The organism is Metabacillus mangrovi (assembly GCF_009711125.1).
GTDB lineage: Bacteria > Bacillota > Bacilli > Bacillales > Bacillaceae > Metabacillus_B > Metabacillus_B mangrovi.
The window spans coordinates 164155-178464 of the sequence record NZ_WMIB01000004.1 but is presented as its reverse complement, the minus strand read 5'-3'; the positions used below and the strand labels follow the sequence as shown (position 1 = coordinate 178464).

Sequence of the window (14310 nt, the reverse complement as noted above, 5' to 3'; positions counted from 1 at the left end):
ATTTATTAGGAAAACAGGAAAAGGTTCTATTTGACGGCATACTTTTCTATCGTTTATGATTCTATTAACTATACACAGATTGAGGTGATAAGATGGGGCAGTGATAAAGTTAATAAATTTGGCGGAGAGATCCGCTGCCGGCTGCTTCGTCTATGGCCTTAATAGCGGCCTGCAGGATGAACACCCTAAAACGTAAAGCTTCAGACAATTTTAGAGCCATTTTTCATACTCTATACAGAAGCGAAACCTTGGAACGGTTTTTTATGAGGACTAATTTACAAACAACCCAGGAGGTGACTTCCTTTTCCGTTATGAACGGAACAAGGAACTTATTTGGACATAGTTAATTTATTGCTCATTGCAATATTGATTGGATTAACCGCGTTTTTCGTAGCATCTGAGTTTGCTATAGTAAAGGTGAGGAGCTCCAGAATCGATCAGCTGATTGCAGAGGGCAGCAAAAATGCTCCGGCAGCGAAGAAGGTCATTTCCAATCTTGACGGCTTTTTATCAGCCTGCCAGCTTGGAATTACCGTTACGGCACTCGGAATCGGGTGGCTGGGCGAACCAACTTTTGAACATATGCTGCATCCGCTTTTTGAGCAGCTAGGCCTGCCGGGCGCGCTTACGCCTGTTTTTTCCATCGCATTTGCTTTTGCGATCATGACATTCCTTCACGTGGTCATTGGAGAGCTGGCGCCGAAAACGCTCGCTATTCAAAAGGCGGAACAAGTTACGCTGCTTCTGTCACGGCCGCTGATCTGGTTCAGCACCATTATGTACCCGTTCATATGGGCGCTCAATGGTTCTGCCAGGTTTATCACAGGGCTTTTTGGCCTGAAGCCCGTTTCGGAGCACGAACTGGCCCACAGTGAGGAAGAGCTTCGCATTATCCTTTCAGACAGCTACAAAAGCGGTGAGATTAACCAGTCTGAATTTAAATATGTCAATAAAATTTTTGAATTCGATAACCGGATCGCAAAAGAAATAATGGTGCCGAGAACGGAAATCGTAACATTGACCATCGATTCTGATCTGGAAGAAAATATCCAGATCATGCAGGATGAGAAATATACCCGCTACCCTGTCACAGATGGTGACAAGGACCATATCATCGGGATGGTCAATATTAAAGAGGTTTTCACAAGCATCATTCAAAACAAGAGCCGTCATTCTTTTACATTAAAGGATTATGTCCGCCCGATCATTCAGGTAATCGAATCGGTGCCGATTCAGGATCTTCTTGTTAAAATGCAGAAAGAGCGCATTCATATGGCTGTTTTGATTGATGAGTACGGCGGAACGGCGGGACTCGTTACAGTCGAGGATATCCTTGAGGAAATCGTCGGAGAAATCCGCGATGAATTCGATACAGATGAGGTCCCGAACATCCAGAAAATTAACGACAACCGTTATATTCTGGACGGAAAAGTTCTTGTAAGTGAGATCAACGACCTTTTCGGCCTTGAGATTGATGATAAGGATGTTGACACTATCGGAGGATGGGTGCTTACAGAGAAGTTTGATATTGAAAAAGGCGATATCGTCGAAGTCGGGACTTTTACCTTTAAAGTGCGGGATATGGAAAACCACCATATCAAGTATTTAGAGCTTACTAAACAGGTTCAGGAAACTGCTTCCAGCCCTGCTCTCGAGCAGGTTGACCAGAGTGTGGCCAGTACCACGACGTAATACGCATTTAAAAGCATCTGCCCTTCAGCAGATGCTTTTCTAATTGCTCTTATCCTCCGGGCGCCTGCATATAATGGCTGTGAAAAGGATGCGGGAGGGAAAAAAATGAGGCATCACGACAAGCTTTTCGGATTGTTTCTGACTGTGTTCGGACTGTTTTTTCTAGTGGATTCTCTTGATATCCTGAGTGACTTTTCGCATCTGATCTGGCCGGTCATCCTCCTGCTTATCTCAGCCGCACTCCATCTCATCTTTTTTCTCGGAGACAGAAGCAGGGATAGGGCGGGGATATTGGTGCCGGCGGGAGTATTATTGGTTCTCGGCCTTCTGTATTTGTGTGAAACATCTACCGGCTGGCAGTATGCAGGTACAACGTGGCCTGTTTATTTGCTCTCAGCAGCATTTGGCCTTTTTGAACGTTGGGTTTTTGGAGGAAGGGAAAAAAAGCTTCTTATACCGGTCCTGATCCTAAGCGCGATTTCGCTGATCTTTATAGCCAACAGCTTTTTTGATGACACTGCGGGCTTTATTTGGCCCGGATTGGCCATCGGATTCGGGATTTACTATTTGCTGAGATCCCCTAAACAAAAAGAATAATCCCGCTATCCGGACAGACAATAAAAAGAAGTCTTCAGGAAAGGGAGGGATAAGCGAATGAGTCAGTCTAAGAAGCAGGAAGAGCGTCAATGGAAGGACCGCAAACAAAACCAGCACCCGCATGGAGAAGTAAAATCCTTCAAAGAGCTTGCTGAGGGGAAGCAGGAACAAAAATAGCTTCATTGCATTGACAGCCCCAGGGAAGAACAGTCTTCCCGGGCTTTTTTTATGAACTCACATGTCCGTAAAACCGGATTGAATCATGATGGCTTTGCCTGATACGTATCGTTTTCTGCTTTTGAAAGGAATGGAATAGACGTCCCTTTTTGGGGTATTTTATTAAGGATACCGTTAGAAAAGAGGGACCGCGGTGGCAGAACACTATTCTCAGCGGCGCAGATACATCGCAGCCGTAAATCCCTATATGACGAATGCCGTCCATTTAAGAAATCCATACATTGTTAGCTGGTGGTCAGCATCTTTTCCGGGATTCGGACACGTTCTTTTAGGGAAGTACATAACTGGTTTTCTGCTCATGGCATGGGAAGTGTTTGCCAATAATATTTCCCACCTGAACGAAGGGATCTTTTATACGATGACAGGCAGGCATGAAAAGGCCATGCAGGTCATGAATGAAGAGTGGCTCTGGCTGTATGTTACGTTCTATGTGTTTATTATCTGGGACAGTTACAGACTTTCCATTGAGTACAACAAATTTTATGTTCTCTCCGTCAGGGAAGGGGCGCCGATCCTTATCTCCAATATCAACCCCCTTGAAGTCAATATTTTAGAAAAGAGAAAGCCGCTGTATGCGTTATTTTGGTCCATGCTTACACCAGGATTGGGCCACTTCTACCTGAACCGTCTTCCCACTATTGTTTTTGGAGTATTATTCTGGATCATTACCGCTTATTATTCAGGACTTTATAAATGTGTGATCTACTCGGCACAGGGGCAGTTCGGACAGGCAATTCAGGCCGCCGAGCCGCAGTGGTTTTTATTTTTGCCATCTCTTTATGTATTTCTTGCATATGACAGTTATGTAAGCGCGGTGGAATTTAATAAACTGTGTGACCGTGAGCTTGAAAAGCATGTAAAAACGAATTACCAGGCTGCGGATTTCAAAATGCCGGTGTAGACAAGGACGTGGGTACGCTGAATTATTTATTTTCGACCTTTCCCTATTCTTCATCTGTCGAGCTTGTATTAACGGAAATTGAAAAGGCAGGGGTTCCGTCTAAGCAGATTCTGGCTGTTCCTCTTCATCAGATGAAAAATTTCCAGACAGTCCTGGATACGGATCTTTCAGACGATGGAAAGAGTCTGCTGGACCTGGCGGCGGTTGCGGGTTCTATTTTCATGCTGCTTGGTGTCATCTACGGGCTTGTCCTGCCATGGGGACCGGTCATCTGGGGGATTATCGGTTTAGCAGGAGGAACGGTTTCAGGATTCATCCTGGAATTTTTATATAAAAGGAGAAAACAAAACCAGCCCTTCAGCAAACAGGAAAATGAAATCATCTTAATGGTCTGTGTCCAGGATTCTCTGATTGAAAGGGTTCGGAGTATTATGAAAAGCCACGGGGCGAAAGGGCTTGGGTTTTATCAGAAAATGGAGGATGCCGGCACGAATTCAGGCGGATAAGCGATAAGAAAAGCAGGAGACAGAGTCTCCTGCTTTTTAGATGCCATTAAATTCATTCCGGCTTCCGCATGCTTCTGCAAGCAGCTGGAATTGATCATCCAGGTACCGTTTGTCATAGCTGTTCCATTCCACGTCACGAAGGCCTTCGAGGATGGAGCAGGAATAATTCCAGATGACTTTTTTGACACCATCGCTGTTCTGCTCTGCTGCAGCTGTGAGTGCAGTAAGAATAGAATGCATAACGGCTGTGTCCTCCTTGCCGTAATGCTTGATTAAATAAAAACTCTTATAAAGAAGGTCCTCAAAGGAGGGACGGTGATAAATCAATCTTAAGGACTGGGTGTTATCCAGGTAATAAGGGGACGGAAGATAGCTTTTTCCAAGCCGCGTTAGTACCCGGGAAATATGTTCAACTGCGTTGGCAGTTGTGTAGGGATCATTGAAAGCAGGGGAAATGGCGCGTATGGCGATTTCGGAAAGCTTCTGAATCCCGAAACCGACATCCTTGATCGGCTCCTGCTCCGAGATGATGACCGCATGCTTGAGCAGTTCGTTCTCTTCATTTTCCGACAGTTCTTTAGCGGACCAGATCGTGAAAAGGGGTGTCCCCTTATCTACATAGGATCCGAGTTTGTTATCTATCCGGACTGCCGCATGTGCAAGCTTGGCTGATTTGATCAGCTCTTCGATTTCAAAGTGCTGGATGTAACCGGCTTTTTTGCTTTTCAGCTGCAGCGCTTCATCCGGGTGAAGCGCTGCAGCCTCCTTGCTGTGCTGCTGAGCATTGAGCTTTTTATCTGTATCATACACCTCCTGCCAGGCCTTCATCGTTTTGCTTGTAATCTGAAAGATCAGATTGCTGACCTTGATGGAGGTGACGGAATGATGGATGAAGTAGACAAAAGCAGCAATACAGGCGAACGCAACCAGAATCGCCAGAGCGGGGACGATGAACAGATCCCCTTTCTGATCCCTCACGAGAAGAAGCAGGATAATGGTATAGACAAACCCTCCGGTAAACATTCCAAGCACTCTCTGGGAGCTTTTGTCGGAAGTGAAGTTTTGCAGGGCCCTCGGTGAAAATTGGGCTGCATAGGTAGTCAGAACGACCAGGATTGACGAGAAGGTAATCGTTGTCATTGTCAGCAGCGAGGTAGCGATGGAGCTTAGGATAGTCTGGGCGAGCTGAACGTCTGACAGAAACAGATCAGGGATCACATCGTACAACGCCGTATGATTGGATGCATACCTGTCCAGTTCCATACTGAAATAGGCTAGAAATAATGCGATTGTTCCATATAATAGCGGGATAAACCAGAAGCTTGTCCTGATTTGTGTAAAGCGGTTCATTTCCATAAAAAGTCCTCCGGATGATTGGCAGATGCCTGATTTTGATGTATAGTGGATAAAGTCAGCTGAATAGCAAATCCGTATTTTTTACGGGAGAGGTTCTAGCACAACCCTCTATAAAAAACTAAGGACAGCAATATCACAGGCGTTCCTTGGATATTGTTTTTTTACTTTTTTTATAGACATCCGCTAAGGCACCTCATCAATGGGGTGCCTTTATACTTTCACCTAAATGAAACACGATAAACCTGGCGGAGGCTGGAACCCTTTCAATGAAAGGAGTTCACATATGAAAAATGAAAAAGCGCTCGTCGTATTCAGCGGGGGACAGGACAGTACAACGTGTCTATTCTGGGCGATGGAGCAGTTTAAAGAGGTCGAAGCCGTAACATTTAACTATAACCAGCGTCATAAGCTGGAAATTGAAATCGCTGAAAAAATTGCAGCGGAACAGAGGATCCGCCATCATGTCCTGGATATGTCCTTGCTGAACCAGCTCGCCCCGAATGCCCTGACGAGGGAGGATATAGCGATTGAACAGGAAGAGGGCAGCCTGCCTTCCACTTTTGTTCCTGGGAGAAATCTTCTGTTTTTGTCCTTTGCTTCCGTGCTTGCCAACCAAACTGGGGCAAGGCATATCGTAACAGGAGTCTGCGAGACGGATTTCAGCGGGTATCCGGATTGCCGGGACCAATTCATAAAATCATGCAACGTCACTGTCAATCTTGCGATGGATGAGCAGCTCGTCTTCCATACACCGCTCATGTGGCTCGATAAAGAAGAGACATGGGGGCTTGCAGACAGCCTCGGCGCGCTGGATTACGTGCGCCATAAAACGTTAACGTGCTACAACGGCATTCCTGCAGACGGCTGCGGGGATTGCCCGGCCTGTGTCCTCAGGAAAAAGGGTCTTGATGCGTATCTTGCCCGAAAGGAGGCCGCAAAATGATTCAACAAATGTATCCTCAAGTCTTTCATGACTATCAGTATGAGCTAAATAAAGACATGCATGTTTCAGCAGCTCACTTTATTCCGCATGAAGATGCGGGCACATGCCGGAATGTGCATGGCCACACTTATTTTATCAACGTAACCATTGCAGGAGACGAGCTTGACGATTCGGGGTTTCTAGTCAATTTTAAAACGCTGAAGAAGCTGGTTCACGGTCAGTTCGATCACACGGTCCTAAATGATCATCCGGCCTTTCAGTCCGGACGGTCCGATGATTTTCCGACGACAGAGGCCGTTGCCAGGAAGATCTGCGAAATGATCCAGGAAGAACTGGACCGCCTGCCCGGAAAGCCGGTCTGCCTGCAGGTGTTTGTAAGGGAAACACCAACGAGCTATGTGGTCTACCGACCGAAGAAGGTGAAAAACAATGGCTGAGAAAATTCCGGTTCTTGAAGTGTTCGGTCCGACCATTCAGGGTGAAGGGATGGTCATCGGCCAGAAAACGATGTTCATCCGGACAGCGGGCTGTGATTATTCCTGTTCCTGGTGTGACTCGGCCTTTACCTGGGACGGGACTGCAAAAGAGGATATCATTCAAATGGATGCAGATGCCGTATGGCAGGAGCTGAAAAAAACGGGAGGAGACCGGTTCTCTCACGTTACGATATCCGGAGGCAACCCGGCACTGCTGAAGAATCTCCGTTCTGTCATTACTTTATTGAAGGAAAAAGGGATGGCGATCGCCCTTGAAACGCAAGGGAGCCGTTATCAGGAGTGGTTCACTGATATCGATGACCTGACTCTTTCACCGAAACCGCCGAGTTCCGGAATGGAAACGAACTTTGATGTGCTGGATGACATCTTCCGGAAACTGAAGGAAGCCGGCAGAGCTTCATCAGCCAGCCTGAAAGTGGTCGTTTTTGATGCAGATGATCTGGATTTTGCCAAAAAGGTTCATCTGAAGTATCCCGGCATTCCTTTTTATTTGCAGGTAGGGAATGATGATACGGCTACAACCGATGATCTCGGCTTGATGCGGCACTTGATGGCACGATATGAATGGCTGATCGATCAGGTAATGAAGGATCCCGAACTAAATTTCGTCCGCGTCCTGCCGCAGCTGCATACGCTGCTGTGGGGAAATAAGCGCGGCGTTTAAAGGAGATAGGAAACATGAGCGGAAGAAAAGATGAAGAACTGCAAGGCGTTACGCTGCTTGGAAATCAAGGAACACAGTACTTGTTCGAATACTCTCCTGATATTCTGGAGTCTTTTGAAAATAAGCACAGCAACCGGGATTATTTCGTAAAATTCAACTGTCCTGAATTCACATCCCTGTGCCCGAAAACCGGCCAGCCGGATTTCGCAGCCATCTATATCAGCTATATTCCGGACAGGCTGATGGTGGAAAGCAAGTCACTGAAGCTGTATCTGTTCAGCTTCCGCAATCATGGAGACTTCCATGAAGACTGTATGAACATCATCATGAACGACCTGATCAAGCTGATGGATCCCCGTTATATCGAGGTGTGGGGCAAATTCACTCCTAGAGGCGGCATCTCCATTGATCCGTATACGAACTATGGTAAACCGGGTACGAAATACGAAGCAATGGCCGAGCACCGGCTGATGAATCATGATCTGTATCCGGAGAAGGTGGATAACCGGTAATAGAGAAGAAGTTCGCTATTATGATAAGCGGGCTTTTTTCTTTTTCTGCTGTGTTAGAGGAGAAGCCCCCGTACATGTTGAAAAGGTATAGTGAAAACAAGAGGGAGGCTGAAGGATGAACAAGTACAAAGTACGGTACCATTTCAGCAACGATTTTTATGTCATGAGAGAGGTAGAGGCGGAAGGGAACAAGGAAGGAGTGCTTGAAGCATACAGCAGCGGAGACCGGATCAGCTTTGAGGACAAGCGCGGGGATTTGATCAGTTTTCTGATGAAAGACGTGAAGCTGATCACAATCGAGGATGAGCGGACGAAGTATACGAATATAGCGGGGTTTTAATTGAAGAGACAGCAAATGCTGTCTCTTTTGCATCAACGGCCTGACCATCCGGCTCGAGCAGAAAGAAGAGGTGTCGAAAACCGCCGAAAAATCGATATAGGAGCATTTTCGGAGATAAATTTTTATTTTCGATAATAAACGGTGCTTTTCGGAGAAATATGGTAATTTTCGAAGATAAATCTATTTTTTCGAAGATATCCCGGTTTCCAATGAACCCTGCCGCTCATTTCAGTCCGTATTTGCTTCCGTCAGAGTCCGTTCCGGCCATTTTCTTTGATCAGTGAAAGCATAATCAGGTCAAAAAACGATCCGCCTGTATATTGATAGCCGTGCAGAAGTCCTTCCTGCCGGAACCCCATTTTTTCAAGCAGTTTAAGTGACGCAATATTTTCCGGTCTGACCGTTGCTCCGATTCGATGGAGCCCGAGCGTCCGGAAGCCAAAATCGGCGGCTGCATGCAAGGCTTCGGAGGCGAATCCCATCCTCCAGAAATCAGGATGCAGCTCATAGCCGATTTCTGCCCGCTTATGGATTTTGCTCCAGTTATGATAGCCGATGGTTCCAATGAGCCGGCTATCATATTCCAGTCCCCACCGGATGGAGCTGCCGCTCTCCCAGCCTTCTCTAAATTTACTGGCAAGCAGGACAGCTTCTGCTCTTTCTTTCAGAGGCTCCATGCCGTAGTATTCCAATACGTTTTTCCTTGAAAATATGTCAAGCAGAGCAGCCGCATCCTCATCAGCCACTTTTCGTAAAAAAAGCCGTTCGGTCCGCAATTCAGGAAATGTCATAGCAGCCTCCCCATTATGTATTCGTCTACCGGTTCCCCATCTGCTGTCAGGGAAGCCCGGATGGTTCCCTCGATCAGAAATCGCTTCTTCTTATATAGCGATACAGCGGCTTCATTATGAGTCATCACGGTTAGTTCCAGTCTTTTAAAAGATCTCTCCCGGCAAAAGTGTATAGCTGTATCCATCAGCCGGCTTCCAAGCCCTTTATTCTGGTGACTGGGCAGTAGTCCGATGACAATGGATGCTTTGTGCGAGGTTCTCTTAAGCTGTCCTGGAATGACGGTTACATGCCCTGTCAAGGTCCCGTTTTCTTCCCAGACCCATATGAATAAGGTGCTGTTTAAAGCAGCGGCAAGCCTTTTCGCATGCTGCCCGGCATCATCGGACCGCTCCCCCGGTTCATAGAGCATGGTTCCTGTCTGCTCATCAAGAGCAAGCATCAAGTTCAGATGCTGTTCCGCGTCCTCTACTGTCAATCTCCGGATCATCTGTTTCTCTCCCTTCCATTGATCAATTTTACCATTTTTCCTCCTTTTTGACCCTGCGGGAAAATAGTCATACCCCGCCTATAATTATGGAAGATTTCTAGTCCTGCAGATTCGTTTTTGGTTCAGTCCCGCTATAAAATAAAAGTTCCGGCGAAGTTTTTATCTGTTAATCAGATGCAGGGAGGAACGAACGGGAATGTTTAAAAAAACAAGTGCCGTGATAGGCTTGAGTTTGATGGGTGCAGCCTTATTTTCTCCTGTTAAAGGAGAAGCAGCGCTGGGAGACCGGCTCCTGTCCGAAGGGATGGCTAACAGTGATGTAAAAGAGCTGCAGACGTATTTGCTTACAAAGCAGGTTTATCCGTATCATGAAGCAACCGGCTATTACGGCAGCATTACAGAAGAGGCTGTCAAAAAGTTTCAGGCAGCAGCAAACATTACGGAAGACGGGCTGGCTGGAAGCGTGACCGCAGCAAAGTTAAAGGTATTAAAGCCCGGCAACATAGGAAAGCCGGTGGCTGATCTGCAGAATAAGCTCAAAGCATGGGGGGCTTATTCCGGCCCGGCAGATGGCATTTATGGAAGCGGCACAAAGCGTGCAGTCGCTTCTTTTCAGTCCTCCAAGGGGCTCGTTTCAGATGGGATTGCAGGTCCTGCTACATATCGTAAGCTAAATGAAAAAGCAAATCCTGCTGCCGGCTCCGTGAAGGAGCTGACAGTTCACAGTACAGCCTATACGGCTAGCTGCGATGGCTGTTCGGGAATAACGAAGATGGGGATTGATTTGAACCGGTTTGGGGAAGCGAAAGTGATTGCCGTTGATCCGAACGTCATTCCCCTCGGATCGATTGTGGAAGTAGAAGGCTACGGAAAGGCCATCGCCGGAGATATTGGCGGTGCGATCAACGGAGCAGAAATTGACGTCTTTTTTGAAGATTTGAGTGAAGCGCTTGAATGGGGAACAAAATCAGTAAAGATCAGGGTTTATCAGTAATGAAAAAGGAATGGCTTAGGCCATTCCTTTTTTAGAGATATAACGAGAAGGAGCCCGATCAGGATTCCTTTAGAATCTTGTAGTTTTTATGATTGACAACGGTGCGCCTCTCCAGTTCAAGGTCCAGAAAATTCTCCATATAGGTCAGATCCACAATGACCGAATTTTCGTTAACCTTTTCTACGATGCCGCGCAGTCCGTTTTTAAATTCAATCAGGTTTCCAACTTTAGCAATCTTCATTTCCCTCTCTCCTTCAATCGTACTGAATACCCCCATTAGAAAACATTTTGCACTATTTTGCCAATAAAGTAAAGGGTGAATTGACAGCGCTGTATCAAAAAGACAAGGTCCGGTTAAAGAGGCGGGCAATGGTATTGTGCTATTATGTTTCATAGGGTTGTATATGAATACGAAACGCCTGCTGATGATCAGGGGCTGCAGTTCGAAAAAGGGAAAGGGGACAGAAGAATTGGATACAGGTTTAGTGCTGGAAGGCGGAGGAATGAGGGGCGTCTATACAGCGGGAGTTCTGGAATATTTCATGGAAAAGAAGCTCTATTTTCCCTATGTCGTCGGAGTCTCAGCCGGAGCATGCATGGCCGCTTCCTATCTGTCACGGCAGATGGACAGAAACCGTACGGTGAATATTGATTATGCCGGGGACCCGAAATATCTCTCGCTTCAAAATTATATTAAGAGCAGACAGCTTTTTGGAATGGATTACATTTTTGATGAAATCCCAAACCGGCTTGTCCCTTTTGATTTTGAAGCTTTTTCAAACAGTACGGAGAAGCTCGTTATAGGAACGACCGATTGCCGGACAGGAAAACCGGTCTATTTCAGCAAACCGCAGTCGATCGGAGATCTGCTTACAGTCATACGGGCATCAAGCTCTCTCCCGTTTATCGCTCCGATGGTGCCTTACCGGGATATGCTGCTGATGGACGGAGGGATTGTGGATTCCATTCCGATCCGCAAGGCAGAGGCGGACGGGATGCAGAAAAACGTAATCATCCTCACCCGAAATGAAGGGTACCGAAAAGCTCCGCCAAGGGGCCAATGGATGGTGCGGAGATCTCTCAGGAAATTTCCGGAACTGGCCACTGCTATTCTTTCCCGCTATGCCATGTACAATGAAACGCTCGCATATATTTCCGAGCAGGAACAAAAAGGAAATCTATTTGTGATCAGACCGGAGGCAAAGCTTGAAGTAGGAAGAATTGAACGGAATCCTGTTAAGCTTGACGCTCTGTACAGACAGGGAATCGAGGATGCAGCAAATCAGTATTCCAGGCTTTCAGAGTGGCTTCGTTCCTAAACCGCAGAGCAGCGGCAGAAGATTGGCCGGTTTAAGCTGATTATCTGCGGGGAAAGTTAGGAGCAGAGGAGATGATAGAAATGAAAGTACTAATCGCAGGTGCTAATGGAAGCACTGGAAGATATGTTATTGAAAAAACCGCTCAAAAAGGGTACCATCCGATCGCGATGATCCGGGATGAGAAGCAGGCAGAAGATCTTGAAAAGCTTGGGGCCAGTACGATTGTAGCCGATCTGGAAGGAGAACTCAGTGAAGCGGTGCAGGGAGCTGATGCCGTTATCTTTGCAGCAGGCTCCGGTTCAGGCACAGGCGATGACAAGACAATCGCTGTCGATCAAAATGGGGCGCAGCGGCTCATTGATGCAGCGAAAAAGCATAATGTGAAAAAATTCGTTATGCTCAGTTCAATTGGTACGGATTCTCCGGAGGAAGGACCTGAGGAGATGAAAACATATTTGAATGCGAAAGCGGCAGCTGATCAATATTTGCGTGATTCCGAGTTGAATTACACGATCGTCCGTCCTGGTGCGTTAACGGATGACGAAGGCAGCGGCCAGATTGAAGCGGCGAAACAGGTAAATCATGAAGGCTCGATTCCCCGTGAGGATGTGGCAGAAGTGCTGGTAGAGTGTCTGAGTGAAGAATCAGCACGGGACCAGACTTTTGAAATCATCAGCGGAAATTCAGGCGTCAAAGAAGCCGTCCAGTCCATCATGTAAAGATTGCATTCAGGCCATTCTCTTTGTAAACTTAGGAAAGTTAGAGGAGGATGCCAAGTGGATCAAGATACCATTTCCAGGATGCTGGACGAGCTGAAGAGCGGGGAACGGAGTGAAATAACCGTTCCGAAAGACATTTTCCTTTCTGTGCGCGATGTCCTGGTGAACCGGCCGGACTTTAAGCACTTTCGGGGAATAGCAAAGCACAATGGGCTGACCATCTACCGTTATTCCGAATCCGCGAGAAGCTAGAGCGGCAGTTCGTACCGTTAAATTTACCAAATGAAACGAGAAAACCCGGGAGCTATACCATCTTCCGGGTTTTTTTCTGTTTACGTTTCCAGCTGCAGCTTCTCTTTAAGCTTGCGGAGGGCATCTCTTCTCCAGCCTTTGACTGCAGCGGGTGTTGTGCCTTCCTTTTCAGCTATTTCCGTAATGGTGTCTCCGAGGCAAATGTGATAATGAAACCACTTTTTCTGGTTCTCAGTCAGTCCCTCAGCAAGGACATCCCAATCTGGTTCATTCTCATGGGGAAAGGGAACACTCGTGCACATGTCCAGGTCCACAGACTCTTTCAGATCCTCCCGGCTTATGAGCTGATTCTGCCTCGTCATTTCATTCATCAGCCTTCCTTTAATAAAAAGATAAAAGTAAGCATCTTTGGACCCTTTCTCCGGAAGGTACTGATTAGATGCCTCCCAAAGCGCAATACACGCTGTCTGGAAAAACTCTTCATGGTTGCGGTAAATACAGAGACGTTTCATCAAATGGAGAATCATCGGTTTATACAAGTCAAGCAGCTCAGAAAACTTCATTTTTTTCCCCTGACAGGGATGCATCCACTCTAATTTTTGCCGGCAGTTAAAGAATAAAATTCTTTTTTTCTTTTGAAAAATGAATAAATGGCCCTTATGAAAAGGGATTTTTAATATAAATCGGGGATACGAAAGTTTCTTTTGGATGATGAAGGCAGAGTAACAGGTTCCATAAAGCGTTATGGAAGGAATTTGCTAATGAAATTCGTGCGATAACCTGTTAGCCTGATACGTATGACTTTTACAGGAGCCAGGAGGAGAAAAAATGAAACAAAAAGTAAATGCAATCTTCACTGCTGCCTGCGGACTGTTCATTTTATATGCAGCAGAAGCAGCTGCACAGGAAAAACATAAGGTGAAGCCCGGAGAAACGCTGAAGGATATCAGCTTTGCGTATATTGTAACGATCGAAGATTTAGAGAAATGGAACGAAATGAGCAGAAACGCAGCAGTAGAAGGAGAGGTCCTGCAAATACCTGACCGGAGAGCTGCAGAGGCAAAGGGAGCAGAAGAGGGAATCTCCGTTTCAAAAGAAGAGAAGGAACTTCTGGCAAAGCTTGTGCATGCTGAAGCGAAGGGGGAACCGCATGAAGGCAAGGTGGCGGTTGCCTCTGTTGTATTGAACCGTGTGGAAAGCAGCCAGTTTCCCGATACCGTGAAGGATGTTATTTATGAAAAAAATGCTTTTTCCCCGGTAGCAAACGGAAGCATTCATAAACCTGCAAATGAAGAATCAAAACAAGCCGCAGAGGAAGCGCTAAGAACCAAAACGGTAGACTATTTGTATTTCTTTAATCCGGAAACAGCGGAAAGTGAATGGATTAAAAAGTTGAAAGTTGAAGAAAAGATTGGGAATCATGCCTTTGCAGGCTGATAGGCAAGGACCGGCTCTCTCGGAGAATGTATCCGCAGAAGGAGCCGGTCCTTTTTGTATAACTT

20 protein-coding genes and 1 riboswitch are annotated in these 14310 nt (G+C 46.4%); of the genes, 15 read left to right on the top strand and 5 right to left on the bottom strand.

All coding sequences use genetic code 11. From position 1 onward, the window contains the following. Positions 1–333: 333 nt before the first annotated feature. The 5 genes from GKZ89_RS07110 (at position 334) to GKZ89_RS07095 (ending at position 3933) form a co-directional block, all read left to right on the top strand. Positions 334–1692, top strand: a complete 1359-nt coding sequence (locus GKZ89_RS07110; RefSeq protein WP_155111702.1) for a hemolysin family protein — start codon at positions 334–336, stop codon at positions 1690–1692. 105 nt (positions 1693–1797) lie between these two features. Continuing rightward, positions 1798–2289 carry a LiaI-LiaF-like domain-containing protein gene (locus GKZ89_RS07105; protein WP_155111701.1) on the top strand — a complete coding sequence of 164 codons (492 nt, stop codon included), beginning with the start codon at positions 1798–1800 and terminating at the stop codon, positions 2287–2289. A gap of 57 nt (positions 2290–2346) precedes the next feature. Further along, the gene (locus GKZ89_RS21175; protein ID WP_241680155.1) at positions 2347–2466 is read left to right on the top strand and encodes a DUF6254 family protein; all 120 of its coding nucleotides are present in this window, start codon (positions 2347–2349) and stop codon (positions 2464–2466) included. Between the two features lie 193 nt (positions 2467–2659). After that, positions 2660–3427: a hypothetical protein gene (locus tag GKZ89_RS07100; protein ID WP_155111700.1), complete on the top strand. Its 768-nt coding sequence runs from the start codon at positions 2660–2662 to the stop codon at positions 3425–3427. Positions 3428–3435: 8 nt separating this feature from the next. Next, positions 3436–3933 carry a hypothetical protein gene (locus GKZ89_RS07095; RefSeq protein ID WP_155111699.1) on the top strand — a complete coding sequence of 166 codons (498 nt, stop codon included), beginning with the start codon at positions 3436–3438 and terminating at the stop codon, positions 3931–3933. 36 nt (positions 3934–3969) lie between these two features. On the opposite strand, the gene GKZ89_RS07090 is transcribed toward GKZ89_RS07095, so the two are convergent. Next, positions 3970–5289 carry a DUF2254 domain-containing protein gene (locus tag GKZ89_RS07090; protein WP_155111698.1) on the bottom strand — a complete coding sequence of 440 codons (1320 nt, stop codon included), beginning with the start codon at positions 5287–5289 and terminating at the stop codon, positions 3970–3972. 83 nt (positions 5290–5372) lie between these two features. Beyond that, positions 5373–5417: riboswitch (PreQ1 riboswitch) on the top strand. 155 nt (positions 5418–5572) lie between these two features. Here GKZ89_RS07090 and queC point away from each other — a divergent pair. The 5 genes from queC (at position 5573) to GKZ89_RS07065 (ending at position 8245) form a co-directional block, all read left to right on the top strand. Further along, a complete protein-coding gene (gene queC, locus GKZ89_RS07085) occupies positions 5573–6232 on the top strand; it encodes a 7-cyano-7-deazaguanine synthase QueC (RefSeq protein WP_155111697.1) in 660 nt (219 codons plus the stop codon). Continuing rightward, positions 6229–6669 (top strand): 6-carboxytetrahydropterin synthase QueD, encoded by a 441-nt coding sequence (gene queD / locus GKZ89_RS07080; protein WP_155111696.1) that lies wholly within the window; start codon positions 6229–6231, stop codon positions 6667–6669. Before queC ends, queD begins: the two co-directional genes overlap by 4 nt. Further along, complete coding sequence (gene queE / locus GKZ89_RS07075) at positions 6662–7393, top strand: 7-carboxy-7-deazaguanine synthase QueE (RefSeq protein ID WP_155111695.1); 732 nt, start codon at positions 6662–6664, stop codon at positions 7391–7393. Before queD ends, queE begins: the two co-directional genes overlap by 8 nt. Before the next feature lie 14 nt (positions 7394–7407). Next, positions 7408–7905 (top strand): preQ(1) synthase, encoded by a 498-nt coding sequence (queF, locus tag GKZ89_RS07070; protein ID WP_155111694.1) that lies wholly within the window; start codon positions 7408–7410, stop codon positions 7903–7905. A 115-nt stretch (positions 7906–8020) separates the two neighbouring features. Then, the gene (locus GKZ89_RS07065) at positions 8021–8245 is read left to right on the top strand and encodes a hypothetical protein (protein ID WP_155111693.1); all 225 of its coding nucleotides are present in this window, start codon (positions 8021–8023) and stop codon (positions 8243–8245) included. Between the two features lie 248 nt (positions 8246–8493). Here the strand turns inward: GKZ89_RS07065 and GKZ89_RS07060 are convergent, their stop codons facing one another. Both GKZ89_RS07060 and GKZ89_RS07055 read right to left on the bottom strand, forming a co-directional pair. Further along, positions 8494–9036, bottom strand: coding sequence for a GNAT family N-acetyltransferase (locus tag GKZ89_RS07060; RefSeq protein ID WP_155111692.1), 543 nt, complete (start codon positions 9034–9036; stop codon positions 8494–8496). Continuing rightward, positions 9033–9524 (bottom strand): GNAT family N-acetyltransferase, encoded by a 492-nt coding sequence (locus GKZ89_RS07055; RefSeq protein WP_155111691.1) that lies wholly within the window; start codon positions 9522–9524, stop codon positions 9033–9035. Before GKZ89_RS07055 ends, GKZ89_RS07060 begins: the two co-directional genes overlap by 4 nt. Positions 9525–9720: 196 nt before the next feature. Between GKZ89_RS07055 and GKZ89_RS07050 the strand changes: the two genes are divergently transcribed. After that, positions 9721–10518, top strand: coding sequence for a peptidoglycan-binding protein (locus GKZ89_RS07050; RefSeq protein ID WP_155111690.1), 798 nt, complete (start codon positions 9721–9723; stop codon positions 10516–10518). A 58-nt stretch (positions 10519–10576) separates the two neighbouring features. Here the strand turns inward: GKZ89_RS07050 and GKZ89_RS07045 are convergent, their stop codons facing one another. Beyond that, complete coding sequence (locus GKZ89_RS07045; RefSeq protein WP_035408884.1) at positions 10577–10759, bottom strand: YkvS family protein; 183 nt, start codon at positions 10757–10759, stop codon at positions 10577–10579. Between the two features lie 184 nt (positions 10760–10943). Here GKZ89_RS07045 and GKZ89_RS07040 point away from each other — a divergent pair, with 184 nt between their 5' ends. The 3 genes from GKZ89_RS07040 (at position 10944) to GKZ89_RS07030 (ending at position 12808) form a co-directional block, all read left to right on the top strand. After that, a complete protein-coding gene (locus GKZ89_RS07040; protein ID WP_155111730.1) occupies positions 10944–11837 on the top strand; it encodes a patatin-like phospholipase family protein in 894 nt (297 codons plus the stop codon). 80 nt (positions 11838–11917) lie between these two features. Beyond that, positions 11918–12556: an SDR family oxidoreductase gene (locus GKZ89_RS07035; protein ID WP_155111689.1), complete on the top strand. Its 639-nt coding sequence runs from the start codon at positions 11918–11920 to the stop codon at positions 12554–12556. 57 nt (positions 12557–12613) lie between these two features. After that, positions 12614–12808 carry a hypothetical protein gene (locus tag GKZ89_RS07030; protein ID WP_155111688.1) on the top strand — a complete coding sequence of 65 codons (195 nt, stop codon included), beginning with the start codon at positions 12614–12616 and terminating at the stop codon, positions 12806–12808. An 80-nt stretch (positions 12809–12888) separates the two neighbouring features. Here the strand turns inward: GKZ89_RS07030 and GKZ89_RS07025 are convergent, their stop codons facing one another. Then, positions 12889–13371: a sigma-70 family RNA polymerase sigma factor gene (locus GKZ89_RS07025; RefSeq protein ID WP_162356562.1), complete on the bottom strand. Its 483-nt coding sequence runs from the start codon at positions 13369–13371 to the stop codon at positions 12889–12891. A 265-nt stretch (positions 13372–13636) separates the two neighbouring features. Between GKZ89_RS07025 and GKZ89_RS07020 the strand changes: the two genes are divergently transcribed. Beyond that, entirely contained in the window at positions 13637–14245 is a 609-nt protein-coding gene (locus GKZ89_RS07020) for a cell wall hydrolase (protein ID WP_155111686.1), read from the top strand. Positions 14246–14310: the final 65 nt, after the last annotated feature.

What these genes read in the sequence shown, in the direction of transcription:
- GKZ89_RS07105 (WP_155111701.1), top strand. Translation starts at nt 1,798, where the DNA reads ATGAGGCATCACGACAAGCTTTTCGGATTGTTTCTGACTGTGTTCGGA.
- GKZ89_RS21175 (WP_241680155.1), top strand. Translation starts at nt 2,347, where the DNA reads ATGAGTCAGTCTAAGAAGCAGGAAGAGCGTCAATGGAAGGACCGCAAA.
- GKZ89_RS07090 (WP_155111698.1), bottom strand. Translation starts at nt 5,289, where the DNA reads ATGGAAATGAACCGCTTTACACAAATCAGGACAAGCTTCTGGTTTATC.
- queC (WP_155111697.1), top strand. Translation starts at nt 5,573, where the DNA reads ATGAAAAATGAAAAAGCGCTCGTCGTATTCAGCGGGGGACAGGACAGT.
- queD (WP_155111696.1), top strand. Translation starts at nt 6,229, where the DNA reads ATGATTCAACAAATGTATCCTCAAGTCTTTCATGACTATCAGTATGAG.
- queE (WP_155111695.1), top strand. Translation starts at nt 6,662, where the DNA reads ATGGCTGAGAAAATTCCGGTTCTTGAAGTGTTCGGTCCGACCATTCAG.
- queF (WP_155111694.1), top strand. Translation starts at nt 7,408, where the DNA reads ATGAGCGGAAGAAAAGATGAAGAACTGCAAGGCGTTACGCTGCTTGGA.
- GKZ89_RS07065 (WP_155111693.1), top strand. Translation starts at nt 8,021, where the DNA reads ATGAACAAGTACAAAGTACGGTACCATTTCAGCAACGATTTTTATGTC.
- GKZ89_RS07060 (WP_155111692.1), bottom strand. Translation starts at nt 9,036, where the DNA reads ATGACATTTCCTGAATTGCGGACCGAACGGCTTTTTTTACGAAAAGTG.
- GKZ89_RS07055 (WP_155111691.1), bottom strand. Translation starts at nt 9,524, where the DNA reads ATGATCCGGAGATTGACAGTAGAGGACGCGGAACAGCATCTGAACTTG.
- GKZ89_RS07050 (WP_155111690.1), top strand. Translation starts at nt 9,721, where the DNA reads ATGTTTAAAAAAACAAGTGCCGTGATAGGCTTGAGTTTGATGGGTGCA.
- GKZ89_RS07045 (WP_035408884.1), bottom strand. Translation starts at nt 10,759, where the DNA reads ATGAAGATTGCTAAAGTTGGAAACCTGATTGAATTTAAAAACGGACTG.
- GKZ89_RS07040 (WP_155111730.1), top strand. Translation starts at nt 10,944, where the DNA reads ATGATCAGGGGCTGCAGTTCGAAAAAGGGAAAGGGGACAGAAGAATTG.
- GKZ89_RS07035 (WP_155111689.1), top strand. Translation starts at nt 11,918, where the DNA reads ATGAAAGTACTAATCGCAGGTGCTAATGGAAGCACTGGAAGATATGTT.
- GKZ89_RS07025 (WP_162356562.1), bottom strand. Translation starts at nt 13,371, where the DNA reads ATGAAGTTTTCTGAGCTGCTTGACTTGTATAAACCGATGATTCTCCAT.
- GKZ89_RS07020 (WP_155111686.1), top strand. Translation starts at nt 13,637, where the DNA reads ATGAAACAAAAAGTAAATGCAATCTTCACTGCTGCCTGCGGACTGTTC.